This is a genomic window from Isoptericola haloaureus (genome assembly GCF_036689775.1).
Lineage (GTDB): Bacteria > Actinomycetota > Actinomycetes > Actinomycetales > Cellulomonadaceae > Isoptericola > Isoptericola haloaureus.
Window position 1 is genome coordinate 618,727 of the sequence record NZ_JBAGLP010000118.1, and the last position, 17,937, is coordinate 636,663.

A 17,937-nucleotide genomic window follows, 5' to 3' on the forward strand; every position below is an offset into this window, starting at 1 on the left:
CCTCAGGAGGCCAGGCCGAGGTCGCGGGCGATGATCATGAGCTGCACCTCGGTGGTGCCCTCGCCGACCTCGAGCACCTTGGCGTCGCGGTAGTGCCGGGCCACGGGGTTCTCGTTGAGGAAGCCGTAGCCGCCGAAGATCTGCGAGGCGTCGCGGGCGTTGGCCATCGCCGCCTCACCGGAGGTCAGCTTGGCGACGGACGCCTCGGCCTTGAAGGGCTTGCCGTGGATGAGCTTCTGGGCGGCGTCGAGCCAGCACAGCCGGGCGGCGTGCACGCGGGCCTGCATGCGCGCGATGGTGAACGCGATGTGCTGGTTCTGCCCGATGGCGTGGCCGAACACCTCGCGCTCCGTCGCGTACCGCACGGCCTCCTCGAGGCAGCCCTGGGCGGCACCGGTGGCCAGCGCCGCGAAGGCGATGCGGCCCTCGTCGAGCGCCCGCAGGAAGTTCGCGTACCCGCGACCACGCTCGCCGAGCAGGTTGTCCTTCGGCACCCGCACGTCCTCGAGGGTCAGGGGGTGGGTGTCCGAGGTGTGCCAGCCGACCTTGTCGTAGCTCTCCCCGACCGTCAGGCCCGGGGTGCCGGACGGGACGAGGATGGTGGACAGCTCGGGCGTCCCGTCGTCGCGCCGGTCGGTGACGGCGGTGATGGTCACGACGCTGGTGATCGGGGTCCCGGAGTTGGTGATGAACTGCTTGGAGCCGTCGATGACCCACTCGTCACCTGCCGCTCCGGACTCGAGGCGGGCGGTGGTGCGGGTGGCTCCGGCGTCGGACCCGGCCCCGGCCTCGGTGAGCCCGAACGCGCCCAGGGCCTTGCCGGTGACGAGGTCGGGCAGCCACTGCTCGCGCTGGGCGTCGGTGCCGTGCCGGTAGATCGGCATGATGCCGAGCCCCACACCGGCCTCGAGGGTGACGGCGATGGACTGGTCGACGCGGGCGAGCGCCTCGACGGCCAGGCACAGCGAGACGTAGTCCTCGCCCTGCCCTCCGACCTCGGTGGGGAACGGCAGCCCGAACAGCCCGAGCTCGCCCATCTGGTGGATGATCTCGATCGGCAGGCGCCGCTCGGTGTCGTACTGGTACACCGCCGGCGCGACGACCTCGTCGGCGAACTCGCGGACGGTCTGGCTGAGCTTGCGCTGACGGTCGGTCAGGGCGGTGGACGAGGTATCGGCGATCATGACGCTCCTTCGCGTTCGACGACGGCGACCACCTGGTCGAGGCGGACCTGGTCGCCGGGGCGCACCAGGACGCGCAGGGTCCCTGCGGCCGGTGCGGTGAGGGGGTGTTCCATCTTCATGGCTTCGACGACGACGACGGCGGCGCCGGCGTCGACGGGTCCTGCGGGGTGGGTCGCAGTGACCGTGCCGGGCATCGTCGCCCGGAGCTCGAGGGGTCCGACGGCGGTACCGCCGTCCGGTGCGGCGCCGGCGACCCGCTCGGCGCGGCGCAGGCTCGCCCAGGCGGCACGGTCGAGCACCGTCCACGCGGAGGTGCGGCCCTCGACGGCCACCCACACGGTGTCGGTGTCACCGGCGGTGACCCGCAGCGCCGAGACCGGTCGGGTCCGCCCGGCCGTGGTGAGCAGCCACCGGTGCGCCGGACCGCCGGCGGGCCGGAGCGCGGCGTCGACGGGGTCACCGCCGTCGGGCACGAGGGTGGCGCCGTCCCGCGCACCGGTGAGCTCGAGGTCGGCCATCGTGCCGTCCGGGCCGCGCAGGCCGATCCGGCGCGGTGCGGCCCCGGCGTTGAGGCGCCAGCCGTCGGCGGCCCACGGGTCGGGCACGCCGGCGGACGGCGCGGGCAGACCGGCGAGCAGCGCCGCGGCCACCTGGCCCGCCCCACCTGCTCCGACGGTCCCGCCCACGTCGTCGGTCCCGCCCGCGTCGTCGGTCGCGGCCGGACGCGCGGTGAGCCGGTCCACCAGCCCCGTGTCCAGGCGGCCGGCCCGCACGTCGGCGTCGGCGAGCAGGTCGCGCAGGAACCCGGTGTTGGTCTCCACGCCGAGCACGGCCAGGCGGGACAGCATCCCGTCCAGGCGGGCCAGGGCCTCGTCGCGGTCAGCCCCGTGCGCGACCGCCTTGGCGATCATGGGGTCGAAGTGGCCGGAGACGGCATCCCCGGTCTCGACGCCGGCGTCCAGCCGCAGCGGCGCCGCGGACGGCCCGGCCCCCACCCCGGCGTCGTCGAGGACGAGGACGTCCCCGACCGAGGGCAGGAAGTCCCGCGCCGGGGACTCGGCGTAGATCCGCGCCTCGATCGCGTGCCCGGTCAGGTGCACGTCGTCCTGGGCGAACCACAGCTTCTCCCCCGCGGCGACCCGGAGCTGGGCCTCGACCAGGTCGTGGCCGGTGACCATCTCGGTGACCGGGTGCTCGACCTGCAGGCGGGTGTTCATCTCGATGAACGAGAACTCCTCGGGCGCCTCAGCGGGCACCAGGAACTCCACGGTGCCGACGCCGACGTACCCGACCGAGCGGGCCACCTCGCAGGCGGCCCGCCCCATCCGGTCGCGGGCGGCGTCGTCCAACGCCGGGGAGGGGGCCTCCTCGACGATCTTCTGGTGGCGGCGCTGCAGGGTGCACTCGCGCTCGCCGAGGTGGACGACGGTGCCGGCGGAGTCGGCGAGCACCTGGACCTCGACGTGCCGCGGGGTGTCCACGAGCCGCTCCAGCAGCAGGCCGTCGTCGCCGAACGCGGAGGTCGCCACGCGACGGGCCGAGGCGAGCGCCTCGGGCAGCGCGGCGGCGTCGCGCACGACGACCATGCCCTTGCCACCCCCGCCCGCGACGGGCTTGACCAGCAGCGGGAACCCGACGCCCTCGGCCGCGGCGACGAGGGCGTCGTCGGGCAGCGCGGCGTCCAGCGTCCCGGGCAGCACAGGAACCTCGTGCTGGGCGACGAGGCGCTTGGCGGCGACCTTGTCGGCCATCGTCTCGATCGCCGCGACGGGCGGGCCGACGAACGCGATCCCGACCTCGGCGCAGGCCCGGGCGAGCGCCGGGTTCTCGGACAGGAAGCCGTACCCGGGGTGGACCGCCTCGGCGCCGGACGCGACGGCGGCCGCCACGACGGCGTCCGGGTCCAGGTAGCCGGCGGGTCCTTCGCCGAGCGACACGGCGACGTCGGCCTCGCGCACGTGGCGCGCGCCGGCGTCGGCGCCGGTGTGCACGGCCACGGAGCGGATGCCGAGGCGGCGCAGGGTGGTCATGACGCGGCAGGCGATCTCGCCGCGGTTGGCGACCAGGACGGTGGAGAACATCTCGGTGCGCACGGCCCTCACATCCGGAAGAGCCCGAAGGCGGGCTCGGGCAGCGGGGTGCGCGCGCAGACCGCGAGCGCCATGCCGAGCACCCGGCGGGTGTCGGGCGGGTCGAGGATGCCGTCGTCCCACAGGCGCGAGGTGGCGTGGTACGCCTCGCCGGCGGCCTCGTAGGTGTCGCGGATGCCGCGGCGGAACGTGGCCTCCTCGTCGGCGTCCCACTCCTCGCCGCGGGCGGCGAGCTGGTCGCGCTTGACGGTGGCGAGCACGGCCGAGGCCTGCTCGCCGCCCATGACGGACACGCGGGCGTTCGGCCAGGTCCACAGGAACCGGGGCGAGTAGGCGCGACCGCACATCGCGTAGTTGCCGGCGCCGAAGGACCCGCCGACGACGACGGTCAGCTTCGGCACCCGGGTGGTGGCCACGGCGGTGACCATCTTGGCGCCGTCCTTGGCGATGCCGCCGGCCTCGGCGTCCGGGCCGACCATGAACCCGGAGATGTTCTGCAGGAACAGCAGCGGCACGCCGCGCTGGTCGCACAGCTCGACGAAGTGGGCGCCCTTGAGCGCGGACTCGCCGAGCAGCACCCCGTGGTTGGCCAGGATCCCGACCGGGTGCCCGTGGATGCGCGCGAAACCGCACACCAGCGTGGTGCCGTACTCGGCCTTGAACTCGTCCAGGCGGCTGCCGTCGACGATCCGGCCGATCACCTCGCGCGGGTCGTACGGCTGCTGGACGTCCACCGGCACGACGTCGTAGAGCCCGGCCGGGTCCTCGGCGGGTTCCTCGGCGGGGTGCACGGCCCACACGGCGTCCGGGTCCGGCGGCAGCGTCGCGACGATGCGTCGCACCCGGTCCAGCGCGTCCTCGTCGTCCTCGGCGAGGTGGTCCACGACGCCGGAGCGGCGGGCGTGCAGCTCGCCGCCGCCGAGCTCCTCGGCGGTGACGTCGGCGCCGATGGCGGCCTTCACCAGCGGCGGGCCGCCGAGGAAGATGGTTCCCTGGCCGCGCACGATGACGGTCTCGTCGCTCATCGCCGGGACGTAGGCGCCCCCGGCGGTGCACGACCCGAGCACGGCGGACAGCTGCGGGATCCCCGCCGCGGAGAGCCGGGCCTGGTGGTAGAAGATCCGCCCGAAGTGGTCGCGGTCGGGGAAGACCTCGTCCTGGCGGGGCAGGAACGCCCCGCCGGAGTCGACGAGGTAGACGCACGGCAGTCGGTTCTCCAGCGCGATCTCCTGGGCGCGCAGGTGCTTCTTCACGGTCAGCGGGTGGTAGGTGCCGCCCTTGACCGTGGGGTCGTTGGCCACGACCATCACCTGCCGCCCGGCGACCCGGCCGATGCCGGCGACCACGCCGGCGCCGGGCCACTCGCCGCGGCCGCCCGCGGCGTCGTCCACGCCGTACGCCGCCAGCGGGGAGATCTCCAGGAACGCGCTGCCCGGGTCCAGCAGCCGCTCGACCCGTTCGCGCGGCAGCAGCTTGCCGCGCCCGACGTGCTTGGCCCGCGCGTGCTCGGGACCGCCGCGCGCGGCGACGGCGGTGCGCTCGCGCAGGGTGGCCGCGAGCGCCCGCTGCGCGTCGGCGTTGGCCCGGACCTCCTCGGTGGCGGGGTCGACGGCGGAGGTCAGCACGGTCATACGGTCACCGCCTCGCGCGGCGCGGCCGTGCCGTTGCGCCCCGCGGCGCCGTCGTGGGGCTCCGCGTCGTCCTGCTCCGCCGCGTCCGGCGCGGGCTCGTCGTGCTCGGGCTCGTCGCGTCCACCGAGCAGCACCGCCAGCGCCGGGTCGGTGAGCAGTCCGCCGAGGTCCGCGAGGAACCGGGCGCCCTGCTCGCCGTCGACGACCCGGTGGTCGAAGGTGAGGCTGAACGTCACGACTTCGCGCAGCGCGATCTCGCCGTCGTGCTCCCACGGTCGGCGGGCGATCTGCCCGATGCCGAGGATCGCCGACTCGCCCGGGTTGAGCAGCGGACTTCCCGCATCGACGCCGAAGACTCCGACGTTGGTCAGCGTCAGGGTGCCGCCGGTGAGGCGGTCCGGACGGGTGCGCGCGGACCGGGCGGTCGTGGTCAGCTCGCGCAGGGCGCGCGCCATCCCCACCAGCGACAGCTCGTCGGCCCGCGGGACGTGCGGCACCACCAGGCCACGGTCGGTCGCGACCGCGATGCCCAGGTTGACGTGCGGCGAGCGGACGAGCTCGGCCGCGCCGCCGTCGTGCTCCTCCCAGCGGGTGACGAGCGCCGGGTGCTGGAGGGCCAGCCCGCAGACCGCGCGGGCGACGACCGTGAGCAGCCCGACCTTGGTGTGCCGGGTGCGCGGGTGCTCGCGCAGGCGGGCCACCAGGGCGAGCGTCTCGGTCACGTCGCAGGTGAGGTGGACCGTGGCCTGCGGGACGCGCGCGCTGGCGACCATCGCGGCCGCGGTGTGCTTGCGCACGCTGCGCACCTTCACGCGGTGCTCGGCCGTCCGCGCGGTGGTCGAGGTGGCGGCCGGGGCGGTGGCCTGACCGGTGCTGGGTCCGGTGTTCCGCACCGGGGCGGGTGGTGCCTCGACGGGCGTGCGGGGCCGTCGCGTCGGTCTGCCCTTGCGGGCGGCGCGGGTGCCGTAGCCGACGAGGTTCGCCCCGGAGGACTCCCCCGACGTCCCGTTCGCCGACGCCGACGACGCCGACGCCGCGGGCGCCGGCTCGGGGGCGGACGCGACGTCGTCGGCCGAGGCACCGGCGGGGGCGTCGTCGCCGATGTCGTCGCCGTCGCCGGTGCCGAAGGTGACCAGCGGCTCGCCGACCTCGACGACGTCGCCCTCCTCGGCGTGCAGCGCGGCGACGGTCCCGGCGAAGGGCGACGGGATCTCGACCATCGCCTTGGCCGTCTCGACCTCGGCGATCGCCTGGTTGAGGGTGACCGTGTCGCCCACGGACACCTTCCACTCGACGATCTCGGACTCCGTCAGGCCCTCGCCGAGGTCCGGCAGGCGGAAGATCTCCTGGGCGCTCATGCGGCCACCTCTCCGGTCGTCATGGTCGGGGCGGGTGCGAAGGTCTCCAGCGGCACCCGGCCGAGCGCCTGGTCGATGCCGAAGCACACCCGGTCCAGGTCGGGCACGTAGTGCCCCTCGACCTTCGCCGGCGGGTAGGGCACGTCGTGGCCGGTCACCCGGACCGGTGGCATCGCCAGCTCGACGAAGCACCGCTCGGTGACGGCGGCGCAGATCTCGGCGCCGACGCCACCCTGGCGGGGGCCCTCATGCACGACGACGAGCCGGCCGGTGCGGCGCACCGAGGCCACCACGGCGTCGGAGTCCCAGGGGGACAGCGAGCGCAGGTCGACGACCTCGACCGAGGCGCCGTCGTCGGCCATCGCCTCGGCCGCGTCCAGGGACGTCGACACGTGCGAGCCCCAGGTGACGACGGTGACGTCCTCGCCCGGGCGGACCACGCGGGCCGCGCCCATCGGACGGACGGCGGCCAGGTCCTCCACCTCCACCGGACCCTTGACGTGGTAGAGCCGCTTCGGCTCGAAGAAGACGACCGGGTCGTCGCTGGCGATCGCCTGGCGCAGCACCGTGCAGGCGTCCTGCGGGTTCGACACCGACACCACGCGCAGCCCGGCGGTGTGCACGAAGTACGCCTCCGGAGACTCCGAGTGGTGCTCGGCGGCGCCGATGCCCCCGGCCACGGGGATACGCACGGTGATCGGCATCCGCACGGCCCCGCCGGTGCGGGCATGCATCTTGGCGACCTGGTTGACGATCTGGTCCCAGGCAGGCTGGACGAACCCGTCGAACTGGATCTCCACCACCGGCCGGAACCCGCGCCAGGCCATCCCGACGGCGGTGCCGAGGATGCCGGACTCGGCCAGCGGGGTGTCGATCACGCGGTGCGGGCCGAACTCGCGCTGGAGCGCGTCGGTCACGCGGAACACGCCGCCGAGAGTGCCGATGTCCTCCCCGAGGAGCACGACCTTGTCGTCGTCGCCGAGGGCCTGCCGCAGGCCGGTGTTGAGGCCCTGGCCCAGGGTCATGTCGGTCATCGGGCGGCCTCCTCGGGGGCGTCGGCGAAGCCGGCCAGGTAGCGCCCGTAGGCGTCCCGCTCGGCGTCCAGCGGCGCGTGCGGCTCGGCGTAGACGTGGTCGAAGACCGTGGTCCACGACGGGTCGGGGATCTCGGTGATGCCGGCACGCAGCTCGGCGGCCAGGTCGTCCGCAGCCTGCTGCGCCGCGGCCCGGGCGTCGTCGTCCAGCACGCCGCGCTCGCTCAGGTGGGCGGCCAGCCGGTCGATCGGGTCCCGCTCGGCCCACGCCTCCAGGTCGTCGGGGGTGCGGTAGCGCGTGGGATCGTCGGCCGTGGTGTGCGGGCCCATCCGGTAGGTGACGGCCTCGACGAGGGTCGGTCCGCCGCCGGTGCGGGCCCGGTGCAGGGCCTCGCGCGTGACCGCCAGGCAGGCGAGCACGTCGTTGCCGTCGACGCGCACGCCGGGCATCCCGTAGCCGCGGGCGCGCTCGACCAGCGGCACCTTGGACTGCAGGGCCACCGGCTCGGAGATCGCCCACTGGTTGTTCTGGCAGAAGAACACGGTCGGGGCGGCCCACGTGGCGGCGAAGGTCATCGCCTCGTGGACGTCGCCCTGGCTCGTCGCGCCGTCGCCGAAGTAGGAGATCGTGGCCGCGGTCCGCTCCGGGGCGTCCTGGTCGTCGGCCGCGGGCGGAGCGATGTCCGGTCCTCCACCGGCCGTGGCGTTCTCGACGAGCATCCCGACGGCGTAGCCGACGGCGTGCAGGGTCTGGGCGCCGATGATGACCTGCATCGGGGCGATGCGGTGCTCGTACGGGTCCCAGCCGGAGCCGGAGACGCCGCGCCACACGCGCAACAGGTCGGTGGGCGCGACGCCGCGCACGTGTGCCACGCCGTGCTCGCGGTAGCTGGAGAACACGAAGTCGTCGGGGCGCAGGGCGCGGGCCGACCCGATCTGCGCGGCCTCCTGGCCGAGCAGCGGCGGCCACAGGCCGAGCTGGCCCTGGCGCTGCAGGGCGGTCGCCTCGGTGTCGATCCGGCGTGCGACCACCATGTCGGTGTACAGCCGCAGCATCGCGGCGTCGTCCACGTCCTCGAGCCAGCGGTCCAGGTCGGGGTCGCCGTGCCTGGTGCCGTCCGGGTCCAGGAGCCGCACGGGCTCGGCGGTGCTCCCGCCGTCGGGCCGCGTGCTGCCCTCCGGCCGCGTTCCGCCGTCGGCCGGGACGTCGTCGGACCGGCCGTTCTCGTGCTGCACCCACCCGGCCGGCACGTGGTCACGTGCGCCGCCGTGGGCACTGTCCGCCGAGGACACCGATTCTCCCGCTCGTGACAGGTCGTGGTGCGTCCTCGGATCCGTGGTGCTGGGCATGGGTGGCCTCACCTCGCATCGGGGTCGACGCTCCTCGTCGAGCGCCGTTGTGGCGAAGGTAACGCTGGTACGTCACACCGCACCACCAGCCCTCGGCGGGCTGCGCACCGTGCGTCGTCCCGGCCGGGCACGGTGAGCAGACTGCTCACCGGGGGCCGGTCCGGTCGGCAGCTCGTCGCCGAGTCGGCACGTCGGAATGCCGACTCGGCGACGAGCTGCCGAGGTGTCAGGTCGACCCGGCGTTCGGGACTAGGCTGACCGCGTGCACAGCATCGACGCCGTGGACCTGGACCTGCTGCGGGCGCTCGCCGACGACCCCCGCGCGACCACGGTCGCACTCGCCCAGAACCTGGGGATCTCTCGCAACACCGTGGCCGCCCGGCTGGCGCGGCTGGAGGACGCGGGCGCGTTCCTCTCCTTCGACCGCCGCATCGACCCCGCGGTGCTGGGCCACCCGCTGCTGGCCTTCATCGAGATCACCGTCCACCAGCGCGACCTGGCACGGATCGTCGAGCACCTGGCCCGGATCCCCGAGGTCGTGCAGGCCTACGGGCACAGCGGCACGGCCGATCTGCGGGTGCACGTCGTGTGCCGCGACACCGACCACCTGTTCCGCATCGACGCGGCGATCCTGCGCGTCGACGGGGTGGAGCGGACCGAGACCTCCCTGGCCATGGGCGAGCTCATCCCCTACCGGGTGCAGCCGCTGGTGGAGAAGCTGCGCCGCGAGGTCTGACCCCCGCGGCCTCAGCGCCAGGGGGTAGAGTCACCAATACTCAGCATGCTGTGCATTGGGAGGGCTCGTGCCGGACCGCCGTCGATGGCTCGCGCTGGTGACCGTGTCGGTCGCCGTCTCGCTCATCATCGTCGACTCGACGATCGTCAACGTGGCGATCCCGTCGATCGTCGACGACCTGGGGATCGACTCCACCCAGGTCCAGTGGGTCCAGGAGTCCTACACCCTCGTCTTCGCCTCGCTCCTGCTCGTGCTCGGCGTGCTCGCCGACCGCTGGGGCCGACGCCGCATGATGATGACCGGCGTCGTGGTCTTCGCCGCGTCCTCGCTGCTGGCCGCCACCGCACCCGACGGCACCGTCCTCGTCGGCGCCCGCCTCGTCCAGGGCCTGGGCGGCGCGATGATCCTGCCGACGACGCTCTCGATCATCAACGCGACCTTCCGCGGCCGCGAGCGCGGCATCGCCTTCGCCGTGTGGGGGTCGACCATCGGCGGCATGGCCGCCGTCGGCCCGCTGCTGGGCGGCTGGCTCACCACCGACTACTCGTGGCGCTGGGCGTTCGGCATCAACATCCCGCTCGGGGCGCTGATCCTCGTGGCCGCGGCGCTCGTGGTGACCGAGTCGCGGGCGGACGAACGACGCGGGACCGACGGCGTCGCGGCGCTGCTGTCCGTCGTGGCCTTCGGCGGCCTCGTCTTCGGACTCATCGAGGGGCGCTCGCTCGGCTGGTGGACCACCCTCGACGACGCCGCCACCTGGTGGCCGTGGGCGCTGTCGCCCGTACCCGTCGCGCTGGGCGTCGGGGTCGTCGCGGCAGCGCTGTTCGTGCGCCGCGGCCTGCGCCGCGCCCGACAGGGGCGCCCGACGCTGATCCCCCTGGACCTGTTCGCCATCGCCTCCTTCCGCAACGGCAACGTCGCCGCTCTCGTGGTGTCCCTCGGCGAGTTCGGCATCCTGCTCTCGTTGCCGATCTGGCTGCAGAACGTCCTCGGCTACGACGCGCTGGCCACCGGCTGGATCCTCGTCGCGCTGGCCGGCGGGTCCTTCCTGGCCAGCGGCGCCGCCCAGGCGCTCACGGTCCGGTACGGCGCCGTGCCGATCGTGCGCCTGGGCATCGCGGCCGAGATCGTCGGCGTCGTGGGCCTCGGCGTCGTGGCCCGTCCTGACTCGACGTGGGTGTCGGTGGTGCCCTTCCTGGTCGTGTACGGCTTCGGCGTCGGACTGGCCACGGCCCAGCTCACCGGCGTCGTGCTGGCCGACGTGCCCGTGCGGGTCTCGGGCGCCGCGTCGGGGACCCAGAGCACCGCCCGTCAGGTCGGGTCCGCCCTCGGCATCGCGATCCTGGGCACCATCCTGTTCACCACCACCGCGGTGGATCTCGACGCACGGCTCGCGGACCAGGGCGTCCCCGAGGCGCAGCGCGCCACCACGGTCACGGCGGTGGTGGACAGCGCCGGCGGCGCGATCGCCGGGCTCGAGCAGGACCCGGCCACGGCCTCGGTCGCCGACGACGCCCGGGCGGCCCTGACCCAGGGCACCCGGTGGTCGGCGTGGGCGGCCGGCGGGTTCCTGCTGCTCGGGCTCGGGGCGACCCTGACGCTGGGCCGCCGCTCCCGGGAGACGACGGAGGCCCCGGTGGCCGACGACCGCGCCTGACGGGATCGCCCGCCGGCGTCGCCCCCGGCACTCAGCCGGGCGTGACGACGAGGTCCGCGGCGTCCCGCGTGCTCTCGATCAGCTCGGCGTTGACCTGGTCCGAGCCCCGCGCCCACCGGGACGCGTCGGCGGGGCTCTTGCCGAACGCCCGGTGCCGCGCCTCCAGCCGGGCCAGCCGGACGTCGTCGGGCACCTCGACGTACCAGACCTCGGTCATGCAGGCCCGTGCCCGCGGCCAGGCACCCGAGGGCGCCAGCAGGTAGTTCCCCTCGGTCACCACCAGGGGCACGTCGGAGGGCACCTCGACGCCGGCCGCGACCGGCTCCTCGATCTCGCGCCGGAACACCGGGGCGTAGACCGGCGGGTCGCCGGGCCGGGCGTCCGCGAGCCGGTCGACCAGCGCCGCGTAGCCGCCGTCGTCGAACGTGTCGATCGCACCCTTGCGCCCCCGGCTGCCGTGGGCCGTCAGCACCGCGTCCGACAGGTGGAAACCGTCCATCCCGACCACGACGGCGAGGTCCGGTCCCAGCGCCTCGCCGAGTGCCGCGGCCAGCGTGGACTTGCCGGAGCCGGGCGCCCCGACGATCCCGAGGATCGCCCGCCGGCCCGGCACCGCGAGCGCCCGCGCACGCCCGACGAGCTCCGCCGTCGTCCCCGTCACCGGGGGGCCTCGGCACGCGTCTCGGCGCGCACCTCGGTGAGCCAGGCGCGCGGCCCGACGTGCGCCACGCGGGTCGAGGCGACCTCGTTCGCGGCCGCGCAGGCCACGGGCAGCGTGGCGCCGTCGGCCAGCTCGACGGCGAGCGCCCCGTGGAACGCGTCCCCCGCGCCGAGGGTGTCGCGGGCGTCGACCGGCGGCACGGCGACGGTCCCGGCCTCGCCGCCGGTGGACCACTCGACCGGCCCGCCGCCGTGGGTGACCACCACGCCACGCGCGCCGAGGGCGTGCGTCCCGGACACGACGTCGTCGTGCCCGGGCACCGTGAACCGGGCGGAGACCGCCGCCACGTCCGCGACGGGCAGCAGCTCGGCGAACAACGGCCGCCAGCGTCCGGCGTCGAGCAGCACCTGCGGCCGCGGGTCACGGTTCTCGAGGTGCCCGACGGCGGCACCCGCGATCACCGGGTGGTGCCCGTCGAACAGGACGACGTCGGGCGCGGGCAGGTCGCGCAGGAACGTCGGCGGCGGGGCCTCGGCCAACGCCGCGTCGGCCGAGACGACCGACCGCTCGCCGGTCGCGTCATCGACCAGCACCGCCGAGACCGCGAGCGGGAAATCCTCCCCGGGGGCCACGACGTCGTGCACCTCGACGCCGCAGGCCTCCAGGTCGGCGCGCGCGGCCTGCGCGACGGGGCTGCTGCCCAGGGCGGTGACGAGGACGGCCCGGGCCCCGAGGGCGGCGGCGGTGACGGCGGCGTTGGCGGCCGGGCCGCCCGCGGCGACGTCCTGGCGCGAGGCGGTGACCTTCTCGTCGCGGCCCGGTCGCCCGGCGGCGCGGTGCACGACGTCGAGGGTCGTCAGTCCGACGAACCAGCAGGTGCGCATGTCGTTCCTCCCCGGGTCGCTCAGCGTCCGGTGCCGTCGACGGCGTAGGGCTCGACGGCGGCGATCTCCTCCTCGGTCAGCGGCCCGGCGTCGAGCGCCCCGAGGTTGTCCTCGAGCTGTTCCACCGACGAGGCGCCGACGAGGGCCGACGTGATCCGCGGGTCGCGCAGCACCCAGGACAGCGCGAGCTGGGCGAGGCTCTGGCCCCGTCCCGCCGCGACCTCGTGCAGGGCCCGCGCCCGGGTCAGGTACGCCTCGCTGAGGGCGTCGCTCGACAGGAACGGCGAGTCGGAGCGCGCCGCGCGGGAGCCCGCCGGAGCGTCACCCGACAGGTACCGCCCGGTCAGCAGGCCCTGCTGCAGCGGGGAGAACACGATGGTGCCCACGCCCAGGTCCTCCACCGCGTCGAGCAGCGACTCGCTCTGCCGTCCGTCGTAGCGGTCGTCGCGGTGCGCGTCCTCGACGTGGCGGTTGAACATCGAGTAGCTCGGCTGGTGGATGAGCAGCGGCGTGCCCAGGTCCGCCAGGATGCGCGCGGCCTCACGGGTGCGTGCCGGGGAGTAGTTGGACACCCCGACGTACAGCGCCTTGCCCTGCTGCACCGCGGAGGCCAGCGCCCCCATGGTCTCCTCGAGCGGCGTGGAGGGGTCGGGACGGTGGTGGTAGAAGATGTCGACGTAGTCGAGCCCCAGGCGTCCCAGCGACTGGTCGAGCGAGGCGAGCAGGTACTTGCGCGAGCCGTGGTCGCCGTACGGGCCGGGCCACATGTCGTACCCGGCCTTGGTCGAGATCACCAGCTCGTCGCGGTAGGGCGCGAGGTCGGCGGCGAGGTGTCGCCCGAAGTTCTCCTCGGCCGACCCGTAGGGCGGGCCGTAGTTGTTCGCCAGGTCGAAGTGCGTCACCCCGAGGTCGAACGCACGGCGCAGGATGGCGCGCTGCGTCTCGAACGGGTTGACGTCGCCGAAGTTGTGCCACAGGCCCAGCGACAACGCGGGCAGGTCGAGCCCCGAGCGGCCGGTGCGGCGGTAGGTCATGGACTCGTAGCGGGTCTCGGCGGCGAGATATCGCGGTGCGAGGGGCATGCCGCCATCCTGGCACGCAGGAGGGGGCTTGACCCTCACACGGTGGCAGACGGGAGAACGGTGTCATGTTGTCCATCGGAGCGTTCGCGCAGATCGGCCAGGTGACCCACCGCATGCTGCGGCACTGGGACGCCACCGGGCTGCTCGTGCCCGCCCACGTGGACGAGCTCACCGGGTACCGGTCCTACGACCCGTCCCAGCTCGCCCGGCTGCACCGGATCGTGGCGCTGCGCGAGCTCGGGTTCGGGATCGACGACGTCGCGGCGGCCCTCGCCGACGGCGTCGCGGACGAGCGGCTCACCGAGCTGCTCGAGACCCGGCGGGAGGCGGTCGAGCGCGAGCACGCGCTGGCCTCCGCCCGGCTCGCGGACGTGGAACGGCGGCTCCGGCTCATCAGTGAGGAGAAGACCATGTCCACCATCGAGATCGTCGTCAAGCCCCTGCCCGCGCTGCGTCTGGCCGCGCGTCGGGCCCACGTGACCGAGCAGCCCGAGATCAGCGCCGTCGTCGGGCCGCTGTTCGGGGCGGTCGCGGAGGCGCTGCAGCCGAACCGCGGCCTGCTCGAGACCCCGGTCGCGCAGTACGCGATCGGCGAGGACGGGATCGACGTCGTCGTCGGGTACGCCTACGACGGCGAGCCGCGCGACGGGTTCGAGATCGTCACCCTGCCGGCGGTCGCCCAGGCGGCGTGCGCCGTCCACCTCGGGCCGATGGAGCGCATCCCGGCCAGCTGGCAGTCGCTGCACGGCGAGGCGGCGGCGCGCGGACTCGCACCGGACGCACCGTGCCGCGAGCTCTACGTCCGGGCCGAGGGCACCGACCAGGCCGACTGGGTCACCGAGCTGCAGCAGCCCGTCGCCCCGGCCTGACCCCGCGCCGCGGGTACGATCTCTGCGCCCGGGAGTTCGACGTCGCGGGCACGACGGGCCGGATCCTCTGCCCGCGACACGAAGGGCGGGCATGCAGGACGACGGTACGCGGCACGGTGCGCCACGGTCCTGCGAGTGGGCCCTCGCTCTGGGGATCGCGGCGCTGGCCTGCGCGGTCGTGCCGGTCGTCGGGGACTGGGTGTCGGCGCCGCTCGGTGTGGCCGCGCTCGGACTCGGTTCGTTCGGCAGCCACGTCGCCGACCGGGACGGCCTTCCCGGCATGTGGCACGGGCTCGTCGGGGCGCTGCTCGGCCTGACCGCGCTCGCGGCCGTGCTGTTCTCCGTGGCGATCGGCGCTCTCGGCCCCTGACCGGCCGCGCCCCCGCCCGAGCCGTTGTGGGCGTGAAATCTGCAGGTCGGGACCGGGTCCGACCTGCAGATTTCACGCCCACAACGAGGGGCGGGGCGGGTCAGAGGGCCGGGCGGACCGGAAAGTTCGCCCGGAAGAGGTTGTCCGGGTCCCACTCGGCCTTGACCTCGCGCAGCCGCGACAGCGTCGGCTCCGGGAACGCCTCGGCCAGCCGCTCGGGCCGGGTGTCCGTGTCGAAGGAGAGGTAGAGCCCCTCGGTGTACGGCGCCATCTCGGCGTCCCAGGCGCGGTCGATCCGCTCCTGGCTCGACGACATGGCCGACAGCAGGAAGTTCTGCCGCCGGTGCGCGTACGCGGTCGCGTCGTCCGGCACGTCGTGGGCGGCCCCGCCGGTGGCCCGGACCTGCAGGAAGTAGGCGTCGCCCGAGTGCGCGAGACGCTCGAAGGCGCGGCTCGTCGCCGTGTCCAGGTGGGGCACCAGCCCCGACCGCACGGCCGGGTCTCCCCCGCCGGAGTGGTGCTTGTCCCCCGCCTGGACGACGCCGGAGTACGGCATGAGGTAGGCCTGGTGCCCGAGCAGCGGTCCGGCGTCGGCGAGCCGTTCGAGCTGCTCGACGGCGGCGTCGGTGTCGTGGCCGGCGTAGACGGTCATGAGCTGGGCGACCGGTCCCTGGCCCGCACGCGCCGGGGACAGGATGAGGAAGCTGGTCAGCTCGCGCGGCGCGGACTCCACCGCGGCGCCCCAGCGTTCCAGCAGGCCGGCGGTGTCGGTCGCGTCGAGCGCCATCTGGGAGAAGACGACGTTCTCCAGCGCCATGGCCTCGATCTCCACCCAGGTGACGACCCCGAGGTTGCCGCCGGCGCCGCGCAGGCCCCAGAACAGGTCCGGGTTCTCCTCGGCGGAGGCGTGGGCGACCCGACCGTCGGCCGTGACGACCTCCGCCGCGACGACGTGGTCGATGGTCAGCCCGTAGGTCCGTCCGAGGAACCCGACCCCGCCCGCGGTGGCGAGCCCGCCGACGCCGACACCGCCGTAGTCGCCCGAGCTGATCGCCCAGCCGCGCGGCGCGAGCGCCTCGGCGACCTGCCCCCAGGTGGCACCGGCGCCGAGCCGCACCCGCCGCGTCGCCTCGTCCACCACCTCGATCTGGTCCAGCGCGCCGAGGTCGACGACGATGCCGCCGTCGTTCGTGGACCGGCCGCTGATGCCGTGCCCGCCCGAGCGGATGCCCAGCGGGACGTCCTGCGACCGCGCCCAGGCGACGGCGTCGGCCACCTCCGCGGTGGTGCGCGGCCGCAGCACCAGGCCGGGGGCGCCGGAGCGCAGGTAGTTGTGGCGCACGGTGTCGTAGGCGCGGTCGCCGGGCTCGACGGCGCGCTCGGCCAGCGGCGCGGGCACCGCGTCGTAGTCGATGCCCTCGCGCCGCAGCTCGATCGCGGAGCGGCCGCGCCGGGTGGCCGCCGCGGGGGTGCCGGCCGAGGCCCGTTCGCGGGCCACCAGCTCGCGCACGGCCGGGGCGATCTCCCCGCCGAGGACCGCGAGCATCTGCGGGTCGTCGGTGGCCGTGATGAACGTGCCGACGCCGTCGTCCAGGGCCAGCCCGGCGAGCTCCTCGACCCACTGGTCCACGGGGCCCTGCAGGAAGCCCTGCCGGTCGGCCGTGACCGCGCCCTGGACGTTCAGCAGGCGCCGGATCTCGGCCGGGTGCCGCCCGGCCTCCTCGGCCGTGGCGTCGATGATCGCGTTGCCGCGGGCCAGGTCGCCGTCCTTCATGTACCCCAGCGACGGCAGCCACCCGTCGGCCTGCCGCGCCACGAGCCGCAGCATGCGGGGCTTGTACGCGCCGAGCCAGATCGGCACGTCGTGCGCGGGGGCGGGACCACGCTTGGCACCGGAGACCCGGTGGTGCTCCCCGGCGGTGCGCAGAGGACGTCGTTCGCCGGCGTCCCAGACGCCCCGGATGATCTCGATCGCCTCGGACAGCGCGTCGACGGACTCCCCAGGAGTGAGCCGCTCGCCGCCCATCGACTCGATCGCGTCCCAGAACCCGCCCGCACCGAGGCCGAGGTCGATCCGTCCGCCGCTGAGCAGGTCGAGGCTGGCCACGGACCGGGCGAGCACCGCCGGCTGGCGCAGCGGCAGGTTGAGCACGTTGCCGGCGAGGTGCACGCGCTCGGTGACGGCGGCCGCGTAGGAGATCAGCGTCCAGGTGTCGAGGAACCCGGGCTGGTACGGGTGGTCCTGGAAGGTGACCAGGTCCAGCCCGGCGGACTCGGCCGTCCGTGCCAGGCGCACGGGCGCCTGCGGGTCGCGGTTGGACGGGGTGAGGAACGTACCGAAGACCAGGTCGTGGCCGTAGTCCGTCATGCGGGGACCTCCGGGCGAGGGTGGCGCTCCCGAGCACGTCGCCCGAGAGATCGTCTGCTGCACAGACGATATCAGTGACAACTCGTCTCAGGGACCGCTCATTCCGGTTACCATGACGCCATGAGCACCGGGACGACGGCGGACACGGCCACCGGGCACAGCCCGCTCGGCTGGCCGCTCGCCGCGCTGCTGCGCGAGTGGAGCGACGGGGTCACCGCCGCCTGCGCCGACGTCCCGCACGGCGCCCGCGGGTACGAGGTGCTCGCCGCCGTCGTCCACGACGCCCCGCCGACCCAGGCCGCGTTGGCCGCCCGGCTCGGCATCGACCGCACCGTCATGACCTACCTGCTCGACGAGCTCGTCGGGTGCGGCCTCGTCGAGCGGCAGCAGGACCCCGCGGACCGACGCGCCCGACGCATCGTGGCGACCGAGCACGGACGCGCCGTGCTGGCCGACCTCGACGCCCGCGTGCGCGCCGCCGAGGACGCTCTGCTCGCCGACCTCAGCGCCGTCGAGCGGGACCACCTGCGGGCTCTGCTCGCACGGGCCGCGTCCGCCGCGGCGCCGGGCGACGACCGGTGCGCCGTCGTCGCCCGCGTCATCGACACCTGATCCTTCCGCGGCCGGGCTCACCACGGTGGCGGGCGGCGTCCGGGACCAGACC

At 74.8% G+C, this 17,937-nt stretch carries 15 protein-coding genes; 5 read left to right on the plus strand and 10 right to left on the minus strand.

All coding sequences use genetic code 11. The annotated features are described in order from the left end of the window. Positions 1–2: 2 nt before the first annotated feature. Genes V5O49_RS13020 through pdhA form a run of 6 tightly spaced genes read right to left on the minus strand, consistent with a single transcriptional unit; the run spans position 3 to position 8,589 of the window. Complete coding sequence (locus V5O49_RS13020) at positions 3–1,184, minus strand: acyl-CoA dehydrogenase family protein (RefSeq protein ID WP_332902572.1); 1,182 nt, start codon at positions 1,182–1,184, stop codon at positions 3–5. Beyond that, on the minus strand, positions 1,181–3,265 hold the full coding sequence (locus tag V5O49_RS13025; protein WP_405001194.1) for an acetyl/propionyl/methylcrotonyl-CoA carboxylase subunit alpha: 2,085 nt from the start codon (positions 3,263–3,265) through the stop codon (positions 1,181–1,183). Before V5O49_RS13025 ends, V5O49_RS13020 begins: the two co-directional genes overlap by 4 nt. A gap of 17 nt (positions 3,266–3,282) precedes the next feature. Then, positions 3,283–4,905, minus strand: a complete 1,623-nt coding sequence (locus V5O49_RS13030) for a carboxyl transferase domain-containing protein (RefSeq protein WP_332902574.1) — start codon at positions 4,903–4,905, stop codon at positions 3,283–3,285. After that, positions 4,902–6,263 (minus strand): dihydrolipoamide acetyltransferase family protein, encoded by a 1,362-nt coding sequence (locus tag V5O49_RS13035; protein ID WP_332902575.1) that lies wholly within the window; start codon positions 6,261–6,263, stop codon positions 4,902–4,904. The genes V5O49_RS13030 and V5O49_RS13035 overlap by 4 nt, the downstream gene beginning before the upstream one ends. Beyond that, positions 6,260–7,297 (minus strand): alpha-ketoacid dehydrogenase subunit beta, encoded by a 1,038-nt coding sequence (locus tag V5O49_RS13040; protein WP_332902576.1) that lies wholly within the window; start codon positions 7,295–7,297, stop codon positions 6,260–6,262. Before V5O49_RS13040 ends, V5O49_RS13035 begins: the two co-directional genes overlap by 4 nt. Then, positions 7,294–8,589: a pyruvate dehydrogenase (acetyl-transferring) E1 component subunit alpha gene (gene pdhA / locus V5O49_RS13045; RefSeq protein ID WP_332902577.1), complete on the minus strand. Its 1,296-nt coding sequence runs from the start codon at positions 8,587–8,589 to the stop codon at positions 7,294–7,296. Before pdhA ends, V5O49_RS13040 begins: the two co-directional genes overlap by 4 nt. Before the next feature lie 319 nt (positions 8,590–8,908). Between pdhA and V5O49_RS13050 the strand changes: the two genes are divergently transcribed. After that, positions 8,909–9,382, plus strand: coding sequence for an Lrp/AsnC family transcriptional regulator (locus V5O49_RS13050; RefSeq protein WP_278236413.1), 474 nt, complete (start codon positions 8,909–8,911; stop codon positions 9,380–9,382). Between the two features lie 67 nt (positions 9,383–9,449). After that, positions 9,450–11,039: a DHA2 family efflux MFS transporter permease subunit gene (locus V5O49_RS13055; RefSeq protein ID WP_332902578.1), complete on the plus strand. Its 1,590-nt coding sequence runs from the start codon at positions 9,450–9,452 to the stop codon at positions 11,037–11,039. 31 nt (positions 11,040–11,070) lie between these two features. On the opposite strand, the gene V5O49_RS13060 is transcribed toward V5O49_RS13055, so the two are convergent. Genes V5O49_RS13060 through mgrA form a run of 3 tightly spaced genes read right to left on the minus strand, consistent with a single transcriptional unit; the run spans position 11,071 to position 13,666 of the window. Next, positions 11,071–11,700, minus strand: a complete 630-nt coding sequence (locus V5O49_RS13060) for a nucleoside/nucleotide kinase family protein (protein ID WP_332902579.1) — start codon at positions 11,698–11,700, stop codon at positions 11,071–11,073. After that, positions 11,697–12,584 carry a PfkB family carbohydrate kinase gene (locus V5O49_RS13065; RefSeq protein ID WP_332902580.1) on the minus strand — a complete coding sequence of 296 codons (888 nt, stop codon included), beginning with the start codon at positions 12,582–12,584 and terminating at the stop codon, positions 11,697–11,699. The genes V5O49_RS13060 and V5O49_RS13065 overlap by 4 nt, the downstream gene beginning before the upstream one ends. A gap of 20 nt (positions 12,585–12,604) precedes the next feature. Further along, positions 12,605–13,666 carry an L-glyceraldehyde 3-phosphate reductase gene (gene mgrA / locus V5O49_RS13070; RefSeq protein WP_332902581.1) on the minus strand — a complete coding sequence of 354 codons (1,062 nt, stop codon included), beginning with the start codon at positions 13,664–13,666 and terminating at the stop codon, positions 12,605–12,607. A gap of 65 nt (positions 13,667–13,731) precedes the next feature. Here mgrA and V5O49_RS13075 point away from each other — a divergent pair, with 65 nt between their 5' ends. Both V5O49_RS13075 and V5O49_RS13080 read left to right on the plus strand, forming a co-directional pair. Then, entirely contained in the window at positions 13,732–14,535 is an 804-nt protein-coding gene (locus V5O49_RS13075) for a MerR family transcriptional regulator (protein ID WP_332902582.1), read from the plus strand. Between the two features lie 91 nt (positions 14,536–14,626). Continuing rightward, a complete protein-coding gene (locus V5O49_RS13080; RefSeq protein ID WP_332902583.1) occupies positions 14,627–14,905 on the plus strand; it encodes a hypothetical protein in 279 nt (92 codons plus the stop codon). A 100-nt stretch (positions 14,906–15,005) separates the two neighbouring features. On the opposite strand, the gene V5O49_RS13085 is transcribed toward V5O49_RS13080, so the two are convergent. Next, positions 15,006–17,273 (minus strand): LLM class flavin-dependent oxidoreductase, encoded by a 2,268-nt coding sequence (locus V5O49_RS13085; protein ID WP_332902584.1) that lies wholly within the window; start codon positions 17,271–17,273, stop codon positions 15,006–15,008. Positions 17,274–17,393: 120 nt separating this feature from the next. Here V5O49_RS13085 and V5O49_RS13090 point away from each other — a divergent pair, with 120 nt between their 5' ends. Next, positions 17,394–17,885 (plus strand): MarR family winged helix-turn-helix transcriptional regulator, encoded by a 492-nt coding sequence (locus V5O49_RS13090; protein ID WP_332902585.1) that lies wholly within the window; start codon positions 17,394–17,396, stop codon positions 17,883–17,885. The last annotated feature ends 52 nt before the right edge of the window (positions 17,886–17,937 follow it).

Coding starts and splice junctions, on each gene's coding strand:
- V5O49_RS13020 (WP_332902572.1), bottom strand. CDS start 1,184: ATGATCGCCGATACCTCGTCCACCGCCCTGACCGACCGTCAGCGCAAG.
- V5O49_RS13025 (WP_405001194.1), bottom strand. CDS start 3,265: ATGTTCTCCACCGTCCTGGTCGCCAACCGCGGCGAGATCGCCTGCCGC.
- V5O49_RS13030 (WP_332902574.1), bottom strand. CDS start 4,905: ATGACCGTGCTGACCTCCGCCGTCGACCCCGCCACCGAGGAGGTCCGG.
- V5O49_RS13035 (WP_332902575.1), bottom strand. CDS start 6,263: ATGAGCGCCCAGGAGATCTTCCGCCTGCCGGACCTCGGCGAGGGCCTG.
- V5O49_RS13040 (WP_332902576.1), bottom strand. CDS start 7,297: ATGACCGACATGACCCTGGGCCAGGGCCTCAACACCGGCCTGCGGCAG.
- V5O49_RS13065 (WP_332902580.1), bottom strand. CDS start 12,584: ATGCGCACCTGCTGGTTCGTCGGACTGACGACCCTCGACGTCGTGCAC.
- mgrA (WP_332902581.1), bottom strand. CDS start 13,666: ATGCCCCTCGCACCGCGATATCTCGCCGCCGAGACCCGCTACGAGTCC.
- V5O49_RS13075 (WP_332902582.1), top strand. CDS start 13,732: ATGTTGTCCATCGGAGCGTTCGCGCAGATCGGCCAGGTGACCCACCGC.
- V5O49_RS13080 (WP_332902583.1), top strand. CDS start 14,627: ATGCAGGACGACGGTACGCGGCACGGTGCGCCACGGTCCTGCGAGTGG.
- V5O49_RS13085 (WP_332902584.1), bottom strand. CDS start 17,273: ATGACGGACTACGGCCACGACCTGGTCTTCGGTACGTTCCTCACCCCG.
- V5O49_RS13090 (WP_332902585.1), top strand. CDS start 17,394: ATGAGCACCGGGACGACGGCGGACACGGCCACCGGGCACAGCCCGCTC.